Source organism: Georgenia sp. SYP-B2076 (assembly GCF_003991205.1).
Taxonomy (GTDB): domain Bacteria; phylum Actinomycetota; class Actinomycetes; order Actinomycetales; family Actinomycetaceae; genus Georgenia.
On record NZ_RXOZ01000034.1, the window covers coordinates 1 to 16228 of the forward strand.

The window sequence follows — 16228 nt, forward strand, 5'->3', positions numbered from 1 at the left end:
CGCCCTCGTCGGGCTCGCGCACCTCGCCCTGGACTCAGGGACCCTGCGCCCCGGCGCCCGCATCCGCCCCCACCTCAGTGTCACCGTCCCCTTCGACACGCTGCAGCGCCTCGTCGCCGCAGCCGCCATCCGGGCGCACCGCCCCGGCTGCCCCACCACCGGCCCCGGCGCCGCGTTCGGCCTGACCGCCGTCCACACCGGCCCGGTAGGCCTCACCGGCACCGCCGGGGCCGCCGGGGCCGCCGGGGCCGCGGGATTCTCCGGGACCGGCGCCGGGGCGGCGGAGGGCATCGTGGCGTGTGCGGGTGGCGAGGGCTGCACCTGCGAGCCCGGCACCCTCATCGAGGCCGGCCCCGACGCTGCCGCCATGGCGGACGTGGCCGCCGCCACCTTCGAGGACGGCACGATCCTCTCCCCCGCCCTCCTAGCCCGGCTCGCCTGCGACAGCCAGATGCACCGCGTCGTCTTCGGCCCCGACTCCGAGATCCTCGACGCCGGCCGCGAACAACGCCTGTTCACCGCCGCCCAGACCCGCGCCATCATCGCCCGCGACAAACGCTGCCAATACCCCCACTGCCACGCCCCACCCGGCGAGGGCGAGATCCACCACTCCATCGCCTGGTGGGCCCAATTCGGCTCCACCAACATCAACCTCGGCGTCCTGCTCTGCTGGTACCACCACGACTGGGTCCACGCCCACGCCATCACCATCGAACGCCGCCACGGCCACTGGACCTTCCTCCGCCCGGACGGCACCACCATCGGCGATGCCACCCTCGCCGCCTGACACCGGGGGCCGGGCGGAGGTGCGGAGAATGGGAGCAGGAGCGGTGCGCGAGAATGGCGCAGGAGCCAGGCACGACAGCCGTGGCCGGGTCGGAGGTCATCATGAGTCAGAGCACGGGAGCTGCAGGCACGCGCGCACTCATCCTCGTCGACGTTCAGCCGACGTTCTGCGAGGGCGGCGCGCTCCCGACCGAAGGCGCCCACGCCGTGTCCGAGCGGGTGGGCCGGTACGCCACCCAGCATCGCGGGGACTACGCCGCAGTGGTGACCACCCAGGACTGGCACATCGACCCAGGCGACCACTTCTCCGAGACGCCCGACTTCGTCGACACCTGGCCGCCGCACGGCGTCGCGGGCACCCCGGAGGCCGAGCTCCACCCCGCGCTCGCTGGTCTGCCCCTGGACGCGTCGGTGAAGAAGGGGATGTACGCGGCCGCCTACTCCGGCTTCGAGGGCACAGACGCGGACGGCCGCACCCTGGCGCAGATCCTCGAGGCCGCCGGCATCACGGCCGTCGACGTCGTCGGACTGGTCGAGTCACACTGCGTGAAGGAGACAGCGCTCGACGCCCGCAAGCTCGGGCTGGCCACCCGCGTGTTCACCGATCTGACGGTGCCCGTCAGCCCCGAGCAGGGCGTCGCGGCCCGCGAACAGATGGCGGCGGCGGGCGTCGAGCTGACGGAGTCCGGGCAGGCGTGAGCGCGGGCCGTCAGCCCTTGCGCGCCAGGGCTGCCTGATAGAGCTCACGCTTGCCCAGGCCCGTCTCGGCGGCCACGGTGGCGGCCGCGTCCTTGAGCCCGGAGCCCGAGTCTGCGAGCGTGAGCACCCGCTCCACGTGGTCCTCGACGCGCGCGAGGACCGGCGGCGCCCCGGCCACGACGATCGTGATCTCGCCTCGCACGCCGTCACCCGCCCACGTCGCGAGCGCGCCGAGCCCGTCGCGCTTGACCTCTTCATAGGTCTTCGTCAGCTCGCGGCACACCGCGGCGGGACGGTCGGCGCCGAACGCGTCCGCCATGTCCGCGAGGGTGCCGGCCAGGCGGTGCGGTGACTCGAAGAAGATCATCGTCCGCGGCTCCGTTGCGAGCGCGGCCAGCGCGCGCGAACGGTCACCGGGCTTGCGCGCGACGAAACCCTCGAAGCAGAACCTGTCGGTGGCCAGCCCGGAGATCGCGAGCGCCGTCAGGACGGCGGACGGCCCAGGCAGGACGCTGACCCGCACGCCGGCGTCGGCGGCGACACGCACCAGGCGGTAGCCGGGGTCCGAGACGGAGGGCATGCCCGCGTCGGAGACGACGAGCACGCGCGCGCCCTCCTGCGCCGCCCTCACGAGCTCGGGTGCGCGCTCGTTCTCGTTGTGCTCCTGGTAGCTGATGAGCCTGCCCTGCACCCGCACCCCGAGCCGCCCGGCCAGCGCGCGCAGGCGCCGGGTGTCCTCGGCGGCCACGATGTCCGCCTCCTCGAGGGACCGCCGGAGCCGCGGCGGGGCGTCGGCCGCATCACCGATGGGGGTGGCGGCCAGCAGGATGACGCCCGGTGTCATGGCAGGCACCGCCGACTCGGCCGACGTCGCCGACGCGGCCTGCTCCGCGTCCGCCGGCCCGTGGTGCATGGCCTCGCCCTCCGGCCGTGGTTCACTCTCGGGCTCGACGTGGGTACTCACCGCACCAGTCTCCCCCACCAGGCGGCACCCACTGCGGGGACGGCCGGGCGGCTGGGATCGGGCGGCCCCGGCACCGCGGACCGGGCAACCGGGTCAGCGCCGTCGTCACGTTGAAGGGGACTGGGCAGCCCGACCCGCGCCGCTTTCCCGTTGGCGGGGACTGGCATCGCATCTGACACAAGGCCTGGTCCGCCTAGACTCACCGGGGTGACGACGCCCGGCCCCACGCACCGTCTCGACGGCGACGCACCCGGCCCAGGTGCCAATGAGGACAGCGCGTCCCGCGCCCCCGACGAGACCGACGGCACCGACGCCCCGATGCCGCGACGCGACACGGCCCAGGCCTCACCGGGTGCCCCCGGGGACACCGTCGCATCCCCGCCCCGAGCCGTCCTGCGGCGCAGCATCCGCGACGTCGCACCCGGGGAGCCACCTTCCGCGAACCATGGCGGCAGCCGGCGCGTCGCCACCACGGCGCCAGACACCGCAACCATCGAGGACGGCCTGCGCGACCGGCTGGGACTGCGCCCGCTCGCGGCACGCCTGGACCCCACGGCGCGCCTGTGGGGATGGGTCGGGCCGCTCGCCGTCACCGTGCTGGCCGCCGTCATGCGGCTCGTGGGCCTCAACCACCCGAGCCGCCTGATCTTTGATGAGACGTACTACGTCAAGCAGGCGTACTCCCTGCTTACGCTCGGCTACGAGGGCGAGTGGCCGGCGAAGGACGCCAACAGCCGCTTCGTCCGGGGGGACTTCTCGGACCTGTCCACGGTGGCGGACTACGTGGTCCACCCGTCGGTGGGCAAGTGGATGATTGCCGTCGGGCTGCGCCTCTTCGGCTCCGACAACGGCGCCGGCTGGCGGTTCTCCGCGGCGGTGGTCGGCACCATCTCGGTCCTGATCCTGGCCCGGATCGCCACCAGGTTCTTCCGCTCCCCCCTGCTCGGCACGACGGCGGGCCTGCTCCTGGCGATCGACGGCGTGCACCTCACGGAGTCGCGGACCTCGCTGCTCGACATCTTCCTGATGTTCTGGGTCCTGGTGGGCTTCTGGTTCGTCCTGAAGGACCGGGAGTGGAGCCGTGCCCGCCTGGCCCGGCGTGCCGCCGTCGAGCTCGGCTCCGACGGGCATCTCGGCGACCCATGGGGCCCCCGGCTCGGGCCCCGATGGTGGCTCGTCGGCGCGGGCGTCGCCCTGGGCCTGGCCACCGGCGTGAAGTGGTCCGGGCTGTACGCCGTCGCCGTCTTCGGGATCATGGTGTTCGTGTGGGACGCCTGCGCGCGCAGGGCCGTGAGCCGTCGCAGGTGGCTCGCCTCGGGAGTCGTCCGCGGTGGCGTGCCGGCGTTCGTCGCGCTGGTCCCCGTGGCGGCCCTGACCTACGTCGCGACCTGGTTCTCCTGGTTCACGCACCCGGACGCCTATCGGCGTCAGTGGGCGGCCGACCTGCGCGCCACCGGCGAGGCCGTGCCCCGCGGCTGGCTCCCCGACGCCGTGAACTCCTGGTGGGAGTACCACCTCGCGATGTGGCAGTTCCACAACAACCTCGAGTCGGAGCACGCCTACGCGGCGCACCCGGCCGGGTGGATCCTGCAGATCCGGCCCACGTCCTTCTACTGGCCCGACCCGGCCCCGCCGCCCAGCGCCTGCGGCTCGGACCGGTGCGTGCAGGCGATCACGTCGATCGGCAACCCCGTCATCTGGTGGCTTGCCGCCGCGGCGCTGGTGGTGCTCGTCTATCTCGCCGTGCGCCGCAGGGACTGGCGCGCCTGGGCGATCCTCGCCGGGTACGCGGCGATGTACCTGCCGTGGTTCGCCTACGCCCACCGCACCATCTTCACCTTCTACTCCGTCGCCTTCGTGCCGTACGTGGTGCTGTGCCTGACCTTCGTCCTGGGCTGGGCGATGGGCGTGGTCCGCCTTCCCGGTGACCGTGACGAGGACCGCGCCAACGACGAGGACCACGGCCACGACGACGCGCCAGTCCCGGCCGTCACCGTCAGCGCCCGGGCCGGAGACACCCGAGGCACCGGCGGCTCCGGAGGCTCCGGCGGCACCGTCGACGGCGAGGACGCCGTCAGCCCCGACGGCGCCCCCGGTCCCCTCGAGGCGCCCGCGGCGTCGCCGTCGCGGGCGGCGCTGCTGGTGTCCGACGACGGGTCCGTCACCGTGACACGGACCGGCTGGGTGCTCTACGGCGTGGTCGTGGCCCTCGCCGTGGCCGTGTCCGCCTTCTACTGGCCGGTGTGGACGGGGCAGACCGTCTCCTACGACTTCTGGCACCTGCACATGTGGCTGCCGAGCTGGGTCTGACCGCCGCGCCCTCGGCAGGGGCGCCGCCCGTGCCTGTGGCCATAATGGGCGCGGCGGGCCCGAAGACCGGTTCCGTCCGGCGCCACGGCGCGATCCGGCGTCGTCGCGGCGCCCACCCCGAACCTGAAGGAGTCCTTGTGAGCCGCACCGTGCGCGGGGCCCGAGTCCTCATCACCGGAGCCACCCGCGGGATGGGCGCGCTCTTCGCCCGGCGAGCGGCTGACGAGGGCGCCAGCGAGCTGACGCTGTGGGGCCGCGACGCCGCGGCCCTCGAGCGCAGCGCCGCGGGGCTGGCACGTCCTGGCCTGCGCGTGCGCACCGACGTCGTCGACCTCACTGACCTGGCCGCCATCGACGACGCCGCACGCTCCGTGCTCGCGGGGAACGCCACGCCGGACGTGCTGGTCAACAACGCCGGGGTCATCACGGGCAACGGGTACTTCTGGGAGCAGAATCCCCGCGAGGCGGAGGAGACCCTGCTGGTCAACACCCTCGCCCCCATGCGGCTCGTGAGCCATCTCCTCCCGGCGATGATCGCGGACGCCGACCGGCCCAAGCGGGTCCTCAACGTGGCGTCCGCGGCCGGCCTCGTGCCCAACCCCCGCATGGCCGCGTACGCGGCCAGCAAGGCGGCCGCCCTGACCTGGAGCGACATCCTGCGCCTCGAGCTGGAGCAGGCCGATCACGGTCACGTGCTGGTGACGACCTTCTGCCCCTCCTACGTGAGCACCGGCATGTTCGCCGGCGCCGGCGCCGTGCGCATGACCCCGGCGCTGCGCCCGGAGCGGGCCGTCGACCAGGCGTGGCGCGGCATGCTCGCCGGTCGGCCGTTCGTCATCACCCCTCCCGGCGTCCACCTCGGCCGGGCCGCGCGCGGCATGCTCCCGGCGCGGGCGTGGGACGCGATGGCCCGGGTCTTCGGGGTGCACGGCTCGATGGAGTCCTTCACCGGGCGCTGATCAGGCGCGCGTCACCCACACCGCCTCCGCGGCGGTGAGGCCCACCTCCCGCAGCTCCGGCCGGCCGGCGACCTGCACGGTCAGGGTGCCCGCGAAGTCCCTGCGCTCGACGACCCGCAGCTCGGTGTCGAGCGTGAGGCCCAGGTCGGCGAAGTACCGCAGCACCTGCGGGTCGACGTCGGAGATCCGGGCGACCCGCACGTGCGCCCCGCCGTCCGCGAGGTGCAGCTGCATCGCCGACGGCGCGGGCACCGTGCCGCCGCGCGTGGGGATCGGGTCGCCGTGCGGGTCCCGCGTGGGGTGGCCCAGCCGCTCGTCGAGGGCGTCGACGAGCCGCTCGGAGACGGCGTGCTCGAGCACCTCCGCCTCGTCGTGGACCTCGTCCCACCCGTAGCCGAGCTCGGCCACGAGGAACGTCTCGATGATCCGGTGCCGGCGCACGACGGCGAGCGCCGACGCCCGGCCCGTCTCGGTCAGCTCGATGAGCCCGTACCGCGCATGGGCGAGCAGCCCCTGGGCGGTGAGCTTCTTGACCGCCTCGGAGACTGTGGAGGGCGAGAGTCCGAGCTTGCGGGCCAGCAGCGTGGTGGTCACGGGCTCGTCCGACCACTCCTGGGCGGACCAGATGACCTTGAGATAGTCCTGGTTCGCGGCCGTCAGCTCGTCAGTCACGACGGCCACGCTACTTGAGGGCGCCGTCGGGCTCGGCCCGCCCGGCTCCGCGGTGGTGACGCGGCGCCCGCGCTGTGCTTGACTGGTCGGCGTAGATTTCGGGTCACCGAAACTTCTAGGCCAGGGTGGTGAGAACGTGGCTTCGACGGTGCTGAGCGGGACGACACCCAAGCGCCGGGTGCTACCCCTCCTCGGGCCGGCCTTCGTCGCGGCGATCGCCTACGTCGACCCCGGCAACGTCGCGGCGAACATCACCGCAGGCGCGCGCTACGGCTTCCTGCTGGTGTGGGTCCTCGTGGTTGCCAACGCCATGGCCGTGCTCGTCCAGTACCAGTCGGCGAAGCTCGGCCTGGTCACCGGGCGCACGCTGCCGGAGCTCATCGGCCGACGGCTGCGCCGGCGTCAGCGCCTGGCCTTCTGGGCGCAGGCGGAGGTCGTCGCGGCGGCCACCGACCTCGCCGAGGTCATCGGCGGCGCCATCGCCCTGCACCTGCTGTTCGGCACGCCCCTGCTCCTCGGCGGGCTGATCGTCGGCGTCGTCTCGATGGGCATGCTGGCGGTCCAGGACCGCTACGGCCAGCGGCGGTTCGAGTCCGTCATCATCGCCCTGCTCGCGATCATCACCATCGGGTTCCTCTCGGGCCTTGTGGTCAACCCGCCCGCCGCGGGCGACGTCGTCGCCGGGCTCGTCCCCCGCTTCGCCGGCACGGACAGCGTGCTGCTGGCCACCAGCATGCTCGGGGCGACGGTCATGCCCCACGCGATCTACGTGCACTCCGCGCTGGTCCGGGACCGCCACGGGCACGCCACCGACCACGGGGGCCGCGTCCGGCTCCTGCGGGCCACCCGGCTGGACGTCGTCGGCGCGCTCGGCGTCGCCGGGGTCGTGAACATCGCGATGCTGCTGCTCGCCGCGACCAGCCTGCAGGGTGTGGCGGGGACGGACACGATCGACGGCGCGCACGCGGCGGTCGTCTCCGCCCTGGGCCCGGGGATCGGGCTCGTCTTCGCGATCGGGCTCCTCGCCTCCGGCCTGGCCTCCACGTCCGTGGGTTGCTACGCGGGCGCCACGATCATGCAGGGGCTGCTCGACCGGCAGGTCCCGCTCCTGCTGCGCCGGCTGATCACGATGATCCCGGCGCTGGCCCTGCTCGGCCTAGGCGTCGACCCGACGTGGGCCCTGGTCATCAGCCAGGTCGTGCTCAGCTTCGGCATCCCGTTCGCCCTGATCCCCCTGCTGCGGTTGACCAGCGACGCCGCGCTCATGGGCGGAGCAGCCAACCGGCCGGTGGTGCGCTGGGCGTTGACGGCGATCGTCGTCGTGGTCGCGGTGCTCAACCTCGTCCTGATCGCCCTCACCGTGACGGGCGTCTGACTCTCCCAGCCGGGCGGGACGTGACGAACCACGTCGCCGAAAACTTCGTACGGACTATCAGTACGAAGTTTTCGGCTGGTGTCCTATCAGTACGAAGTTACCGGCTGGGGTCGCGTCGCCGGGCGGCGGCGGACGGCGAGCGCTTCACCGGTGGCGGCCCTGCGGCGCCGGAGGGGGACGACGGTGGCCCCAGCGCGCCGCCGGGCCGGCCGCGGGGCGGTGCCGTACGGTGGCCCAAGATCCGCCCCTGCCCGGGAGCCGGCACCACCTCGCCGCCGCCCCGGGCCTGCCCTGGGCGTACACGCCCACCCGGGAGCGCAGCCATGACCATCCCCCCACGCGCCAGGCGCGCCCTCCCCTCCGGTCTGCTGCTGGTGGGGATCCTGCTCGTGGCGGCGAACCTGCGTCCCGTGATCACCGCCGTCGGGCCGCTGCTCCCGGAGATCGGCGCGGACACCGGCTTGCCGCCCTCGGCGCTCGGCATCCTGGCCGCCGTGCCGCTGGTGGCCTTCGGGGTCGTCTCGCCGGTGGTGCACCGGCTGGGCAGCCGCTTCGGCGTCGAGCGCACGGTGCTGCTCGCGCTCGTGCTGCTCGCCGCGGGGACCGTGCTGCGCTCCCTCCCCGGCGCCACCCTGACGCTGTGGGTTGGCACGGCCCTGATCGGCGCGACCATCGCCGTCGGCAACGTGCTGCTGCCGGTCGTGGTGAAGAAGGACTTCCCCACGCACCTGACGGGCGTCACCGCGGGGTACACCGCGGTCCAGAGCGTCTTCGCCTCCCTCGCGTCCGGGCTCGCCGTCCCGCTGGCCGCCGCGTCATGGGGGTCGTGGCGGCTCGCGCTGGGGGTGTGGGCCGGCCTCATGGTCGCGGCCGTCGCCGTCTGGGTGCCCCGGCTCCTCCACCCCGCGCCGGCGGCGGAGGGCCTGCCAGCGACCCGGCCGCACCGGGCGACCGGGTCGATATGGCGTTCGGGGCTGGCGTGGCAGGTGGCGGCCTACATGGGGCTGCAGTCCACGGTGTTCTACGTGCTGGTGAACTGGCTCCCCACCCTCGAGCAGGACCTCGGTGTCGACCCCACGACCGCCGGCTGGCACCTCTTCGCCTTCCAGGCGGTGGCCATCGTCTCGAACCTGGCCGCCCCGTCGCTGATGCGCGTGGGCGGGGACCAGCGCGTCGCGGCTGCACTGTTCCCCACGCTCACGCTCGCCGCCATGCTGGGCCTCCTCCTGGCGCCCCAGCTGCTGCTCGTCTGGGTGATCCTGATCGGGATCGGCACCGGCGGGGCCTTCGTCACCGCTCTCTCCCTGGTGGGGCTGCGCGCCGCCGACACCGCCACCGCGAGCAGGCTCTCGTCGATGTCCCAGGCGGTGGGCTACCTGGGGGCCGCCCTCAACCTCGTGCTCGCCGGCGTCCTGCGCGACCACACCGGCCCCGGCCCCCTGCTGCTGGTATGCGTGGCCGCCGTGGCCGTCGTCCAGCTGGTGGTGGGTCTCGGCGTCGGTCGCGGCCGGGTGCTGCACGCCTGACGCCGGTCCTCGCCGGTTCGAGCGCCTGCCTCACCTGCACGCCGGACGGCTCCTCGACTGGGCGGTCCGGCGGACCCGGCCCGGCACTCCTCCCATGGGGACCAGGTCGTTGGCCCAGCCTTGCAGGACGGAGGTCAGGACCCGCCAGCGGCGATGCGATCGCCGGTGATGTCGGCCTGTCCGGCGTCCTCTTCGGAGCGACCGTACTGGCCGCCGCCATCTCCTTGCCGGAGCTGTCCACCGGCATCGCCTCGGTGCGGCACGGGGACTTCCAGCTTGCGGTGAGCGACATCTTCGGCGGCAACGCGTTCCTTCCCGTGCTCTTCCTGCTGCCGGCTTGGTGTCCGGCACCGCCGTGCTCCCCCGCGTCCGGAGCCGGCGGCGAGCGCCGCCTGCAGCCGCGTCGAGGACCCGACGGCGGCCAGCGTCGCACGCAGGCCGAACCGGACGAGACGTGGCGATGGGCGACCTCGACCGCCGTCTCCACGGCGGCCGAGGTCAGGAAGCACCCGGCTCAGGCGGCGGCCTGCTGCCGGGCTGCTTCCCTCCCCGCCAGGTAGCCAAACACGAGACCCAGCGAGATCGTGCCGCCGGCGCCTCCGTAGAACCCCTTCGTGGGCGCGCCACCTGCGTTACCGGCGGCGTAGAGACCAGGGATCACGCTGCCTTCCGTGTTCAGCGCGCGCCCGAGCGCGTCGGTCTTCGGACCGCCCACGGTGCCGAGCGCGCTGGCCTCGACCTTGAGCGCGTAGTACGGCGCGGTGTCGACGGGCCCGAGCACGCTCGACCTCGGGCTCTTCAGGACGGGGCGGATGATCTTCGCGAGAGGCCCGACCACGATGGAGCGCAGCTGCTCGGGGTTGTTCTTCTTCGCCACCCGGCCCGCGAGCTTGCTCACGACCGGGCCGATCGCCCCGGCGATGCGCGTCCGAGCCTTCGCGGTGGCGGCCGGGAACAGCGCGTCCGGCGAGAGCCTGCCCAGTCGGGGGTAGAAGGCGCCGAAGTAGCGGTCGAACATGGTGTCGCCGCGGTTGAACTGCGGGTCGCGGGCGCGTGCGGCCTCCGGGTTGAACTTGTCGACGGTGCGGAGCAGGCCCATCTCGTCGACCCCGATCTTGCCCGCCAGCTCCGACAGCGTGTTGGCGCGGTGGAGGTAGTCGGGCACCTCTCCGCCCGGCGTGATGCCGAAGATCCCGAACTTCTCCCAGTAGTGCTGGTCGAAGATCAGCCACGCCGTGGCATTCGGCATGGTGCCCGTCTCGGGGTCGACCTCGCGCATGATCTGCCCGAACTGGTCGTAGGCCAGGGCCTCGTTCGCGAAGCGCTCGCCCTTGCTGTTCACCATGATGCTGTGCGGCAGCGCACGCTCGCCGAGGAACACACGGCTGAGCGGCCGGCCCTCCAGCTCCTCACCCGGCAGCTGCACGCCGGGCATCCACCAGGCGTCCTCCATCCCGGTCAGGTCGGCGCCGACCTCCTGGGCCAGCTGCACCGCGATGCCGTCGTGGCCCTTCGGGGAGACCTGCACGCCGAAGGGCGCGTCGAGGTAGGTCGTGGCGAGCTCGGTCGAGCTCTCGAACCCGCCGCTGGCGAGCAGGACGCCCTTGGTGGCCCCCACCGTGTGCTCGACGCCGTCGGCCCGGACGACCACTCCCCGCACCCTCGACTCGTCGATGACCAGGCGGGTCGCCGGCGTCTCGACGCGCACGTCGACGCCGTTACGCAGGGCAGCCTCGAGCAGCGCTCCGACCAGCGCCGGCCCGGCGAGCCAGACGTCATCGATGCCGATCCCGCCCAGCATCCAGAACGGGAGCGGGTTCTTGGCCATGCCCGTCGTCAGGGCCGGTCGCACATACTTCGCGGCCTCGCCCAGTCCCTGCGGGGCGTACGGGCCCGGGAAGAGCGCCCGGCCGACGGACGCGCCGTCGATGTCCGAGCGGTAGTCCGGCCAGATCGTCGGGATCCACCCGAAGGAGGTGTTCTCCTCGATGAACCTCGCGACGTGCGGCCCGGTCTCGAGGAACTTCTCCACCAGGTCATGGTCGAGAACCTGGTCGCGGCCCTGGCCGTAGATGTAGCGCCGAGCCTGGTCAAGGTCGTCGTCGACCTTCAGATCCTTGCTCGAGAAGCCGTGGTTGGGGATCCAGGCGGCACCAGCGGAGATGCCGGTGGCGCCCCCGACCAGTTCTCGCGACTCGACGACGAGGACGCGTGCGCCCGCCTTGGCCGCGGTCAGCGCAGCCATCAGGCCCGCCCCGCCGGAACCGACGATCGCCACGTCCACCTCGTCCGGGATTCCCTCCTGGGCCACGGTCCCGATGGAGCCACGCGCGAACTTCATAGCACTTCCCTCCCAACTGGCCGGCATGACGCCGACCACACGGCAGCAGTCGATGCAATTGCATCTACTTACTCGGGCCAACCCCGATCGGGCGTGAAGCATTCCCGTCGGAACCTGTCCTGGTATGCCAGGACCGTGCCGAGTACGACGGACCGCCCTGTCAGCCCCGCGGCACGTCTCTCAGGACTTCGGCGGCCGAGGCTGCAGGCACCATCGTGCCGAGCGCGCTGAGCTACTTCCCGACCGAACCGCGCCAAGGCTGCGGCGGAGGCGGTGATCGCCAAGGACCCGATGGATGCCCTGTTAAGCGCTATGCGAAGGCTTTGACCGCGATGCCGTCCGCGCGGCCCCGCCCGCCGTAGGACGCGGACGGTGACTCGCTGGTCCAGCCGGTGGCCTACATCGATGCCGGAACGACGAAGCGGGTGGGGCGCCGCTCGGCACCCCACCCGCTTAGTCGTGACCTACGAGACGTCCGCTCAGGCGAGCTGCGGCTCGCGCTCGACGGCGGTCTCGTCGTCGGCGGGCTGGACCTGCCCCTCGCGGGAGGCGAGGTAGGAGAAGATGGCCAACCGGTTCACCGCGGAGCGGCTGACGATGCCGATGACCGGGCCGGTCTCGCCGCGGACCACGGGCACCTTCTTGAGGTGCTTGTCGGACAGCACGGCGACGGCGTCGGCGATCGAGGCGTTCGCGTCCACCGTGACGACCTCGCGGGTTGCCAGGCGCATCACCGGCAGAGACACCAGGTCCGCCAGGGCGTCCTCGAGGTCGTCCGACTCGCCGATCGCGAAGGAGTAGATGTTGGTCGAGCTGGGGTGTTCGGCCGACAAGTACCGCATGACGTCACCGTCGGAGAGGAAGCCGGCCAACGACCCGTTGGGGTGCAGCACGGGGGCGCCGGAGATCCCGCGCTCGGTGAACATCTGCAGGGCCTCGAGCACATTCTGCTCGGTGCTCAGCGCGTAGACGTCGGTCTTCATGAGGTCCACGACGGTGCGCGTGCGGCCGGGCTCGATGGTCTCGGCCTCGGCGGCGCGGGCGGCACGGGCCGCGCGAGCAGCCCTGGTGGCTGCGAAGGCGAGGAAGATGCCGATCACCGAGGTGAGGGCGACCAGCGCGGCGGCGCCTCGGAAGCCGAGGATCGAGGCTCCCAGCAGATCAGAGCCGTTTCCGAGGTCGAGGGTGGTCAGCGCGTTGTACACGCCGATGGCGAGCGAGGTGCCCAGACATCCGGCGATCTGGAAGCTGGTGCTGACCACGGTCACGCCGTGGGGGCTGCTCTCACGGTCCAGGCTGGACAGCGCGAAGGTCTGTGACGGGCCGATGACCAGCGAGGTCGCCAGCACTGCGGGCACGTACAGCGCGGCGAACAGCAGCACCGACTCGTGACCGGCGGCGACGCCGACCAGCAGAGCGAAGGCAGCCATGATCGTGAAGCCGACAGGGATCATCACGCGACCGCCGTGGCGGTCGAACAGTCGGCCTGCGACCGGGCCCAGGACCACGGTCATGAGGATGCCGGGGGCCAGCGTGAGGGAGGCACCCATCGGGGTCTGGCCCTTCACAGACTGCAGGAAGATCGGGATCACCACGTTCATGGCGAACACGAAAAGCAGACCCAGCATGGTCATGGATACGCCCAGGACAAAGGAAGTGCTGCGGAAGGGCTTCAGGTCCAGCAGCGGGTGCTCGATCCGGTTCTGGCGCACGACGAACGCCGCGAGTGCCAGGACGCCGACCACCGCGGCGATCGCGGCGATGAGTGCTGAGCCGCTGAACGCGGTGGAGATGCCGTAGAGCAGGCCCACGAGGCCGAGGGCAACGAGCAGGAAGGAGAGGACGTCGAGCACGGGGCGGCCGAGCTCGGCGACGTTGCGCAGCAGTACCGCGCCGGCCAGCAGGACGATCAGCGACAGCGCGCCGAAGACCCACATCAGGGTGCTCCAAGGAGCGATGGTGAGCAGGGCGCCGGAGACCACGATCGCCATCGACGGGCCGAGCGTGGTCATCGCGGCCATGATGCCCATGGCTAAGCCGAGCTTCTCGCGCGGGGCGACCGCGAGGGTGATGTTCATGCCGATCGGGGTGAGTAGACCGGTCCCGATCGCCTGCAGCAGGCGGCCGGCCAGTAGTACGTCGAAGCTCGGGGCGAGGGCGCCGACGACGGAGCCGACCACGAGGAGTGCCACGGCGGCGACGAACAACGGCCGGGTGGGGAAGCGGTGGTAGAGGACGTTGGAGACCGGAACGAAGACGGCGGCGACCAGGAGGTAGCCGGTGGCCAGCCACTGCACGATGGAGACGTCGACCCCGAAGTCCGTCATGATCGGCGTGAGGGCGACGTTGAGGAAGGTCTCGTTGAAGGTGGCGAGGAAGGCCGCCGCGGCGGACACGGCGATCATGCCGATCGTGGCGCGCGAGGTGCCCTGCGCCTGGGCGTGATGGGAGGACAAGGAGGTGCTCCTGACGGTGGGGTACGGAGACGCGCGGTCGACCGTGCCGTGTCAGAAGTTGCTGTGGAGCACCTCGCGTGTCGTGTCATCGACGCACCATTGCGGCTCATGAGCCGTCGTCAAACATACGGGAAGAACGTCCCTGTTCGCCGGTGGTGTGCGCGAGGTCTTGGTCACCATCACCTGCCCGCCTCCGTACGCAGGCGTCGTCAACGGGGCCGGCTGTCACCGGGGATGTGAGGGCACGCGCGACGCCGCCCTGCGCGAGCTGGGGCACGCACTGCCCAGGTGGATGTGGGCACCGCAAGAAGCCACAGCTGCCTAGATCGACTGACCAGCTCAGGGCACGAGCAGGGACTCGTGCAGGAAGCTGTTGTGGAGGTGGAGTGCCCGGTGCGCGTCGGAAACACGTATGCATTCTCGGGGCGGCGCGCTGCGAGAATCTCCACCGCGAAGGCCGGCAACAAGGCGGCGGTCCGGGGGTGTGCAACTTGGCGCACAACTCCTCGAGCGCACGGCGGGGCGATCATCAACACCGCCTCGGTCGCCGGCATCATCGCCGACCCCACATGGCGCCCTACGTGGCCGCCAAGCACGGCGTCGTCGGACTGACCAAGGCCGCTGCCCTCGACTACGCCGCGGCCGGCGTCCGTGTGAACGCGCTCGCCCCCGGGCTGGTCGCCACCGGCATGACCAAGGGCTGGCTCGACAACCCAGAGATGCGCGACGAGGTCATTGCCGGCTCCCAGCTCGGGCGCCCCGCGGAGCCTGAGGAGATGACCGGCATGGTGCTCTACCTGGCATCCCCGCTCGCATCCTTTGCCACCGGCGGCGTGTACGCCGTCGATGGCGGGCAGACCGCGCACTGACCGAACGTCGCGAGCGGTCCGACCCTGCCGGGTCGGACCGCTCGTTTGTGCCGCTCCCCGACGCCAAGCGCCGGGTCTCTCATCCGAGGCCGAGGAGGCATCGGCCAGCAGGGGCCCGTGTAAGAGCACTCGCCACACCTACCACCCTGCGAGAACTGCTTCCGCCGCCATGCCCGCACGCTGGGTAGCCACCGAATTCCAGCGACCGTTCTCCCGCACACCGCCGACATCATCGTTCACATTTTCGGTCCAAAAGTTGGCGTACGCTCAATGGTCATCCGGACCGGAGTACCGCTCATCGATCGAGCGTCCCGCCATCCTCCAAGTGGCGGGTGAGGACCGAAGGACTGCGATGACCGCAACGGTGCGCTCAGTGGCCAAGGCCGTGGCGATGCTGCAGGCGTTCGACCGCCAGCACCGCCTCCTCACCGTGCGCGAGCTCAGCGCCCTCACTGGCGTACCGCGGAGCACCTGCCACGCGCTGTGCCAGACCCTGGTGGAGACAGGACTGCTGGAGATGCACGGCGCGGAGGGGTACCAGCTCGGCCAGTCGTTGGCCACGCTCGGTGGTCAGGTGATCGAGCGCACCGGACTCGTCGACGCCACCCTCGGGCCTGTCTCGACACAGCTGGCGTCCACCCGCACCGAGATCCACGTGGCCCAGTACGTCCCCACCGGCATCGTGTACCTCCTTCGCCTGCAGAACGGCAGGCGCCTGCCCAACCGGAACCGAACCGGGCGGCACTGGCCGCTGCACGGGAGCGCCTGCGGCCTCGCCGTGTACGCCGCCCTTCCGGCCGCCGCCCGGGCGCCCTACCGCGAGGGACTGCCGGAGGAGACGCTTGCGCTGATGGATGATGCCGCAGCGGCTTTCGTCAAACGCGGCTACATCGTCACTGAGGTCAGCCAGGAAGGCTTCCGCAGCGTCGGGGCACCCGTGCTGGATCAGCACGGGGTCGTCGTCGGCGCGATCGGCACAGGCGACGCCCGCAACCTCATGACCCCGCAGCGCACTCACGAGATCGGTGTGGCGATCCGCCGCGCCGCCGAGGCTTCCTCGCGCGTCCTCGGTTTCCTGCCGTCGCTCGCACCCGACGTCGGCCAGAAGCGCCGGCCCGCGTGACCCACGGGGCGCACTGGCGCGCGTGACGGCGCGGGCCTCCGCGAGCGTCACCGAGCGTCAGCTGGGAGAGCTCGGATTGCGCGAGCGCCGGGGACGTAACGCTCGCATGGCGGATCGGACATCCGATCGCACCGGCGCCACCGCGAGC

At 72.1% G+C, this 16228-nt stretch carries 13 protein-coding genes; 9 read left to right on the top strand and 4 right to left on the bottom strand.

Annotated features, from left to right (window positions below; translation table 11 throughout):
* Positions 1 to 787: HNH endonuclease signature motif containing protein (locus EJK16_RS15445; protein ID WP_164737368.1), on the top strand; the 787-nt coding region annotated here is incomplete at its 5' end.
* Between the two features lie 101 nt (positions 788 to 888).
* Complete coding sequence (locus EJK16_RS15450; RefSeq protein ID WP_127130925.1) at positions 889 to 1485, top strand: isochorismatase family protein; 597 nt, start codon at positions 889 to 891, stop codon at positions 1483 to 1485.
* A gap of 10 nt (positions 1486 to 1495) precedes the next feature.
* Here the strand turns inward: EJK16_RS15450 and rsmI are convergent, their stop codons facing one another.
* A complete protein-coding gene (gene rsmI / locus EJK16_RS15455; RefSeq protein ID WP_240646118.1) occupies positions 1496 to 2329 on the bottom strand; it encodes a 16S rRNA (cytidine(1402)-2'-O)-methyltransferase in 834 nt (277 codons plus the stop codon).
* Between the two features lie 327 nt (positions 2330 to 2656).
* On the opposite strand from rsmI, the gene EJK16_RS15460 reads away from it, so the two are divergent.
* Entirely contained in the window at positions 2657 to 4759 is a 2103-nt protein-coding gene (locus EJK16_RS15460; protein ID WP_127130927.1) for a dolichyl-phosphate-mannose--protein mannosyltransferase, read from the top strand.
* 137 nt (positions 4760 to 4896) lie between these two features.
* A complete protein-coding gene (locus EJK16_RS15465) occupies positions 4897 to 5718 on the top strand; it encodes an SDR family oxidoreductase (RefSeq protein WP_127130929.1) in 822 nt (273 codons plus the stop codon).
* On the opposite strand, the gene EJK16_RS15470 is transcribed toward EJK16_RS15465, so the two are convergent.
* Positions 5719 to 6390, bottom strand: a complete 672-nt coding sequence (locus tag EJK16_RS15470; RefSeq protein WP_304999950.1) for a metal-dependent transcriptional regulator — start codon at positions 6388 to 6390, stop codon at positions 5719 to 5721.
* Between the two features lie 136 nt (positions 6391 to 6526).
* Here EJK16_RS15470 and EJK16_RS15475 point away from each other — a divergent pair, with 136 nt between their 5' ends.
* The 3 genes from EJK16_RS15475 to EJK16_RS19915 all read left to right on the top strand — a co-directional run bounded on the left by EJK16_RS15475 (position 6527) and on the right by EJK16_RS19915 (position 9851).
* A complete protein-coding gene (locus tag EJK16_RS15475; RefSeq protein ID WP_127130933.1) occupies positions 6527 to 7765 on the top strand; it encodes an Nramp family divalent metal transporter in 1239 nt (412 codons plus the stop codon).
* Positions 7766 to 8088: 323 nt separating this feature from the next.
* The gene (locus EJK16_RS15480; RefSeq protein WP_127130935.1) at positions 8089 to 9291 is read left to right on the top strand and encodes an MFS transporter; all 1203 of its coding nucleotides are present in this window, start codon (positions 8089 to 8091) and stop codon (positions 9289 to 9291) included.
* The gene (locus EJK16_RS19915; protein WP_240646108.1) at positions 9216 to 9851 is read left to right on the top strand and encodes a sodium/calcium exchanger protein; all 636 of its coding nucleotides are present in this window, start codon (positions 9216 to 9218) and stop codon (positions 9849 to 9851) included. The genes EJK16_RS15480 and EJK16_RS19915 overlap by 76 nt, the downstream gene beginning before the upstream one ends.
* Here the strand turns inward: EJK16_RS19915 and EJK16_RS15490 are convergent.
* Both EJK16_RS15490 and EJK16_RS15495 read right to left on the bottom strand, forming a co-directional pair.
* Positions 9806 to 11632, bottom strand: coding sequence for an FAD-dependent oxidoreductase (locus EJK16_RS15490; RefSeq protein WP_127130937.1), 1827 nt, complete (start codon positions 11630 to 11632; stop codon positions 9806 to 9808). The two genes, EJK16_RS19915 and EJK16_RS15490, sit on opposite strands and share 46 nt — an antisense overlap.
* 479 nt (positions 11633 to 12111) lie before the next feature.
* Positions 12112 to 14088, bottom strand: a complete 1977-nt coding sequence (locus EJK16_RS15495) for an MFS transporter (RefSeq protein ID WP_205739796.1) — start codon at positions 14086 to 14088, stop codon at positions 12112 to 12114.
* 569 nt (positions 14089 to 14657) lie between these two features.
* Between EJK16_RS15495 and EJK16_RS15500 the strand changes: the two genes are divergently transcribed.
* Together EJK16_RS15500 and EJK16_RS15505 are read left to right on the top strand one after the other, a co-directional pair.
* Positions 14658 to 14957, top strand: coding sequence for an SDR family NAD(P)-dependent oxidoreductase (locus tag EJK16_RS15500; protein ID WP_205739797.1), 300 nt, complete (start codon positions 14658 to 14660; stop codon positions 14955 to 14957).
* 352 nt (positions 14958 to 15309) lie between these two features.
* Positions 15310 to 16080: an IclR family transcriptional regulator gene (locus tag EJK16_RS15505; RefSeq protein ID WP_164737369.1), complete on the top strand. Its 771-nt coding sequence runs from the start codon at positions 15310 to 15312 to the stop codon at positions 16078 to 16080.
* Positions 16081 to 16228 lie beyond the last annotated feature (148 nt).

Bases quoted from the DNA above. Each gene is read 5' to 3' on its own strand.
- EJK16_RS15450 (WP_127130925.1), top strand. From the start codon at position 889: ATGAGTCAGAGCACGGGAGCTGCAGGCACGCGCGCACTCATCCTCGTC.
- rsmI (WP_240646118.1), bottom strand. From the start codon at position 2,329: ATGACACCGGGCGTCATCCTGCTGGCCGCCACCCCCATCGGTGATGCG.
- EJK16_RS15480 (WP_127130935.1), top strand. From the start codon at position 8,089: ATGACCATCCCCCCACGCGCCAGGCGCGCCCTCCCCTCCGGTCTGCTG.
- EJK16_RS19915 (WP_240646108.1), top strand. From the start codon at position 9,216: ATGCGTGGCCGCCGTGGCCGTCGTCCAGCTGGTGGTGGGTCTCGGCGT.
- EJK16_RS15490 (WP_127130937.1), bottom strand. From the start codon at position 11,632: ATGAAGTTCGCGCGTGGCTCCATCGGGACCGTGGCCCAGGAGGGAATC.
- EJK16_RS15500 (WP_205739797.1), top strand. From the start codon at position 14,658: ATGGCGCCCTACGTGGCCGCCAAGCACGGCGTCGTCGGACTGACCAAG.
- EJK16_RS15505 (WP_164737369.1), top strand. From the start codon at position 15,310: ATGACCGCAACGGTGCGCTCAGTGGCCAAGGCCGTGGCGATGCTGCAG.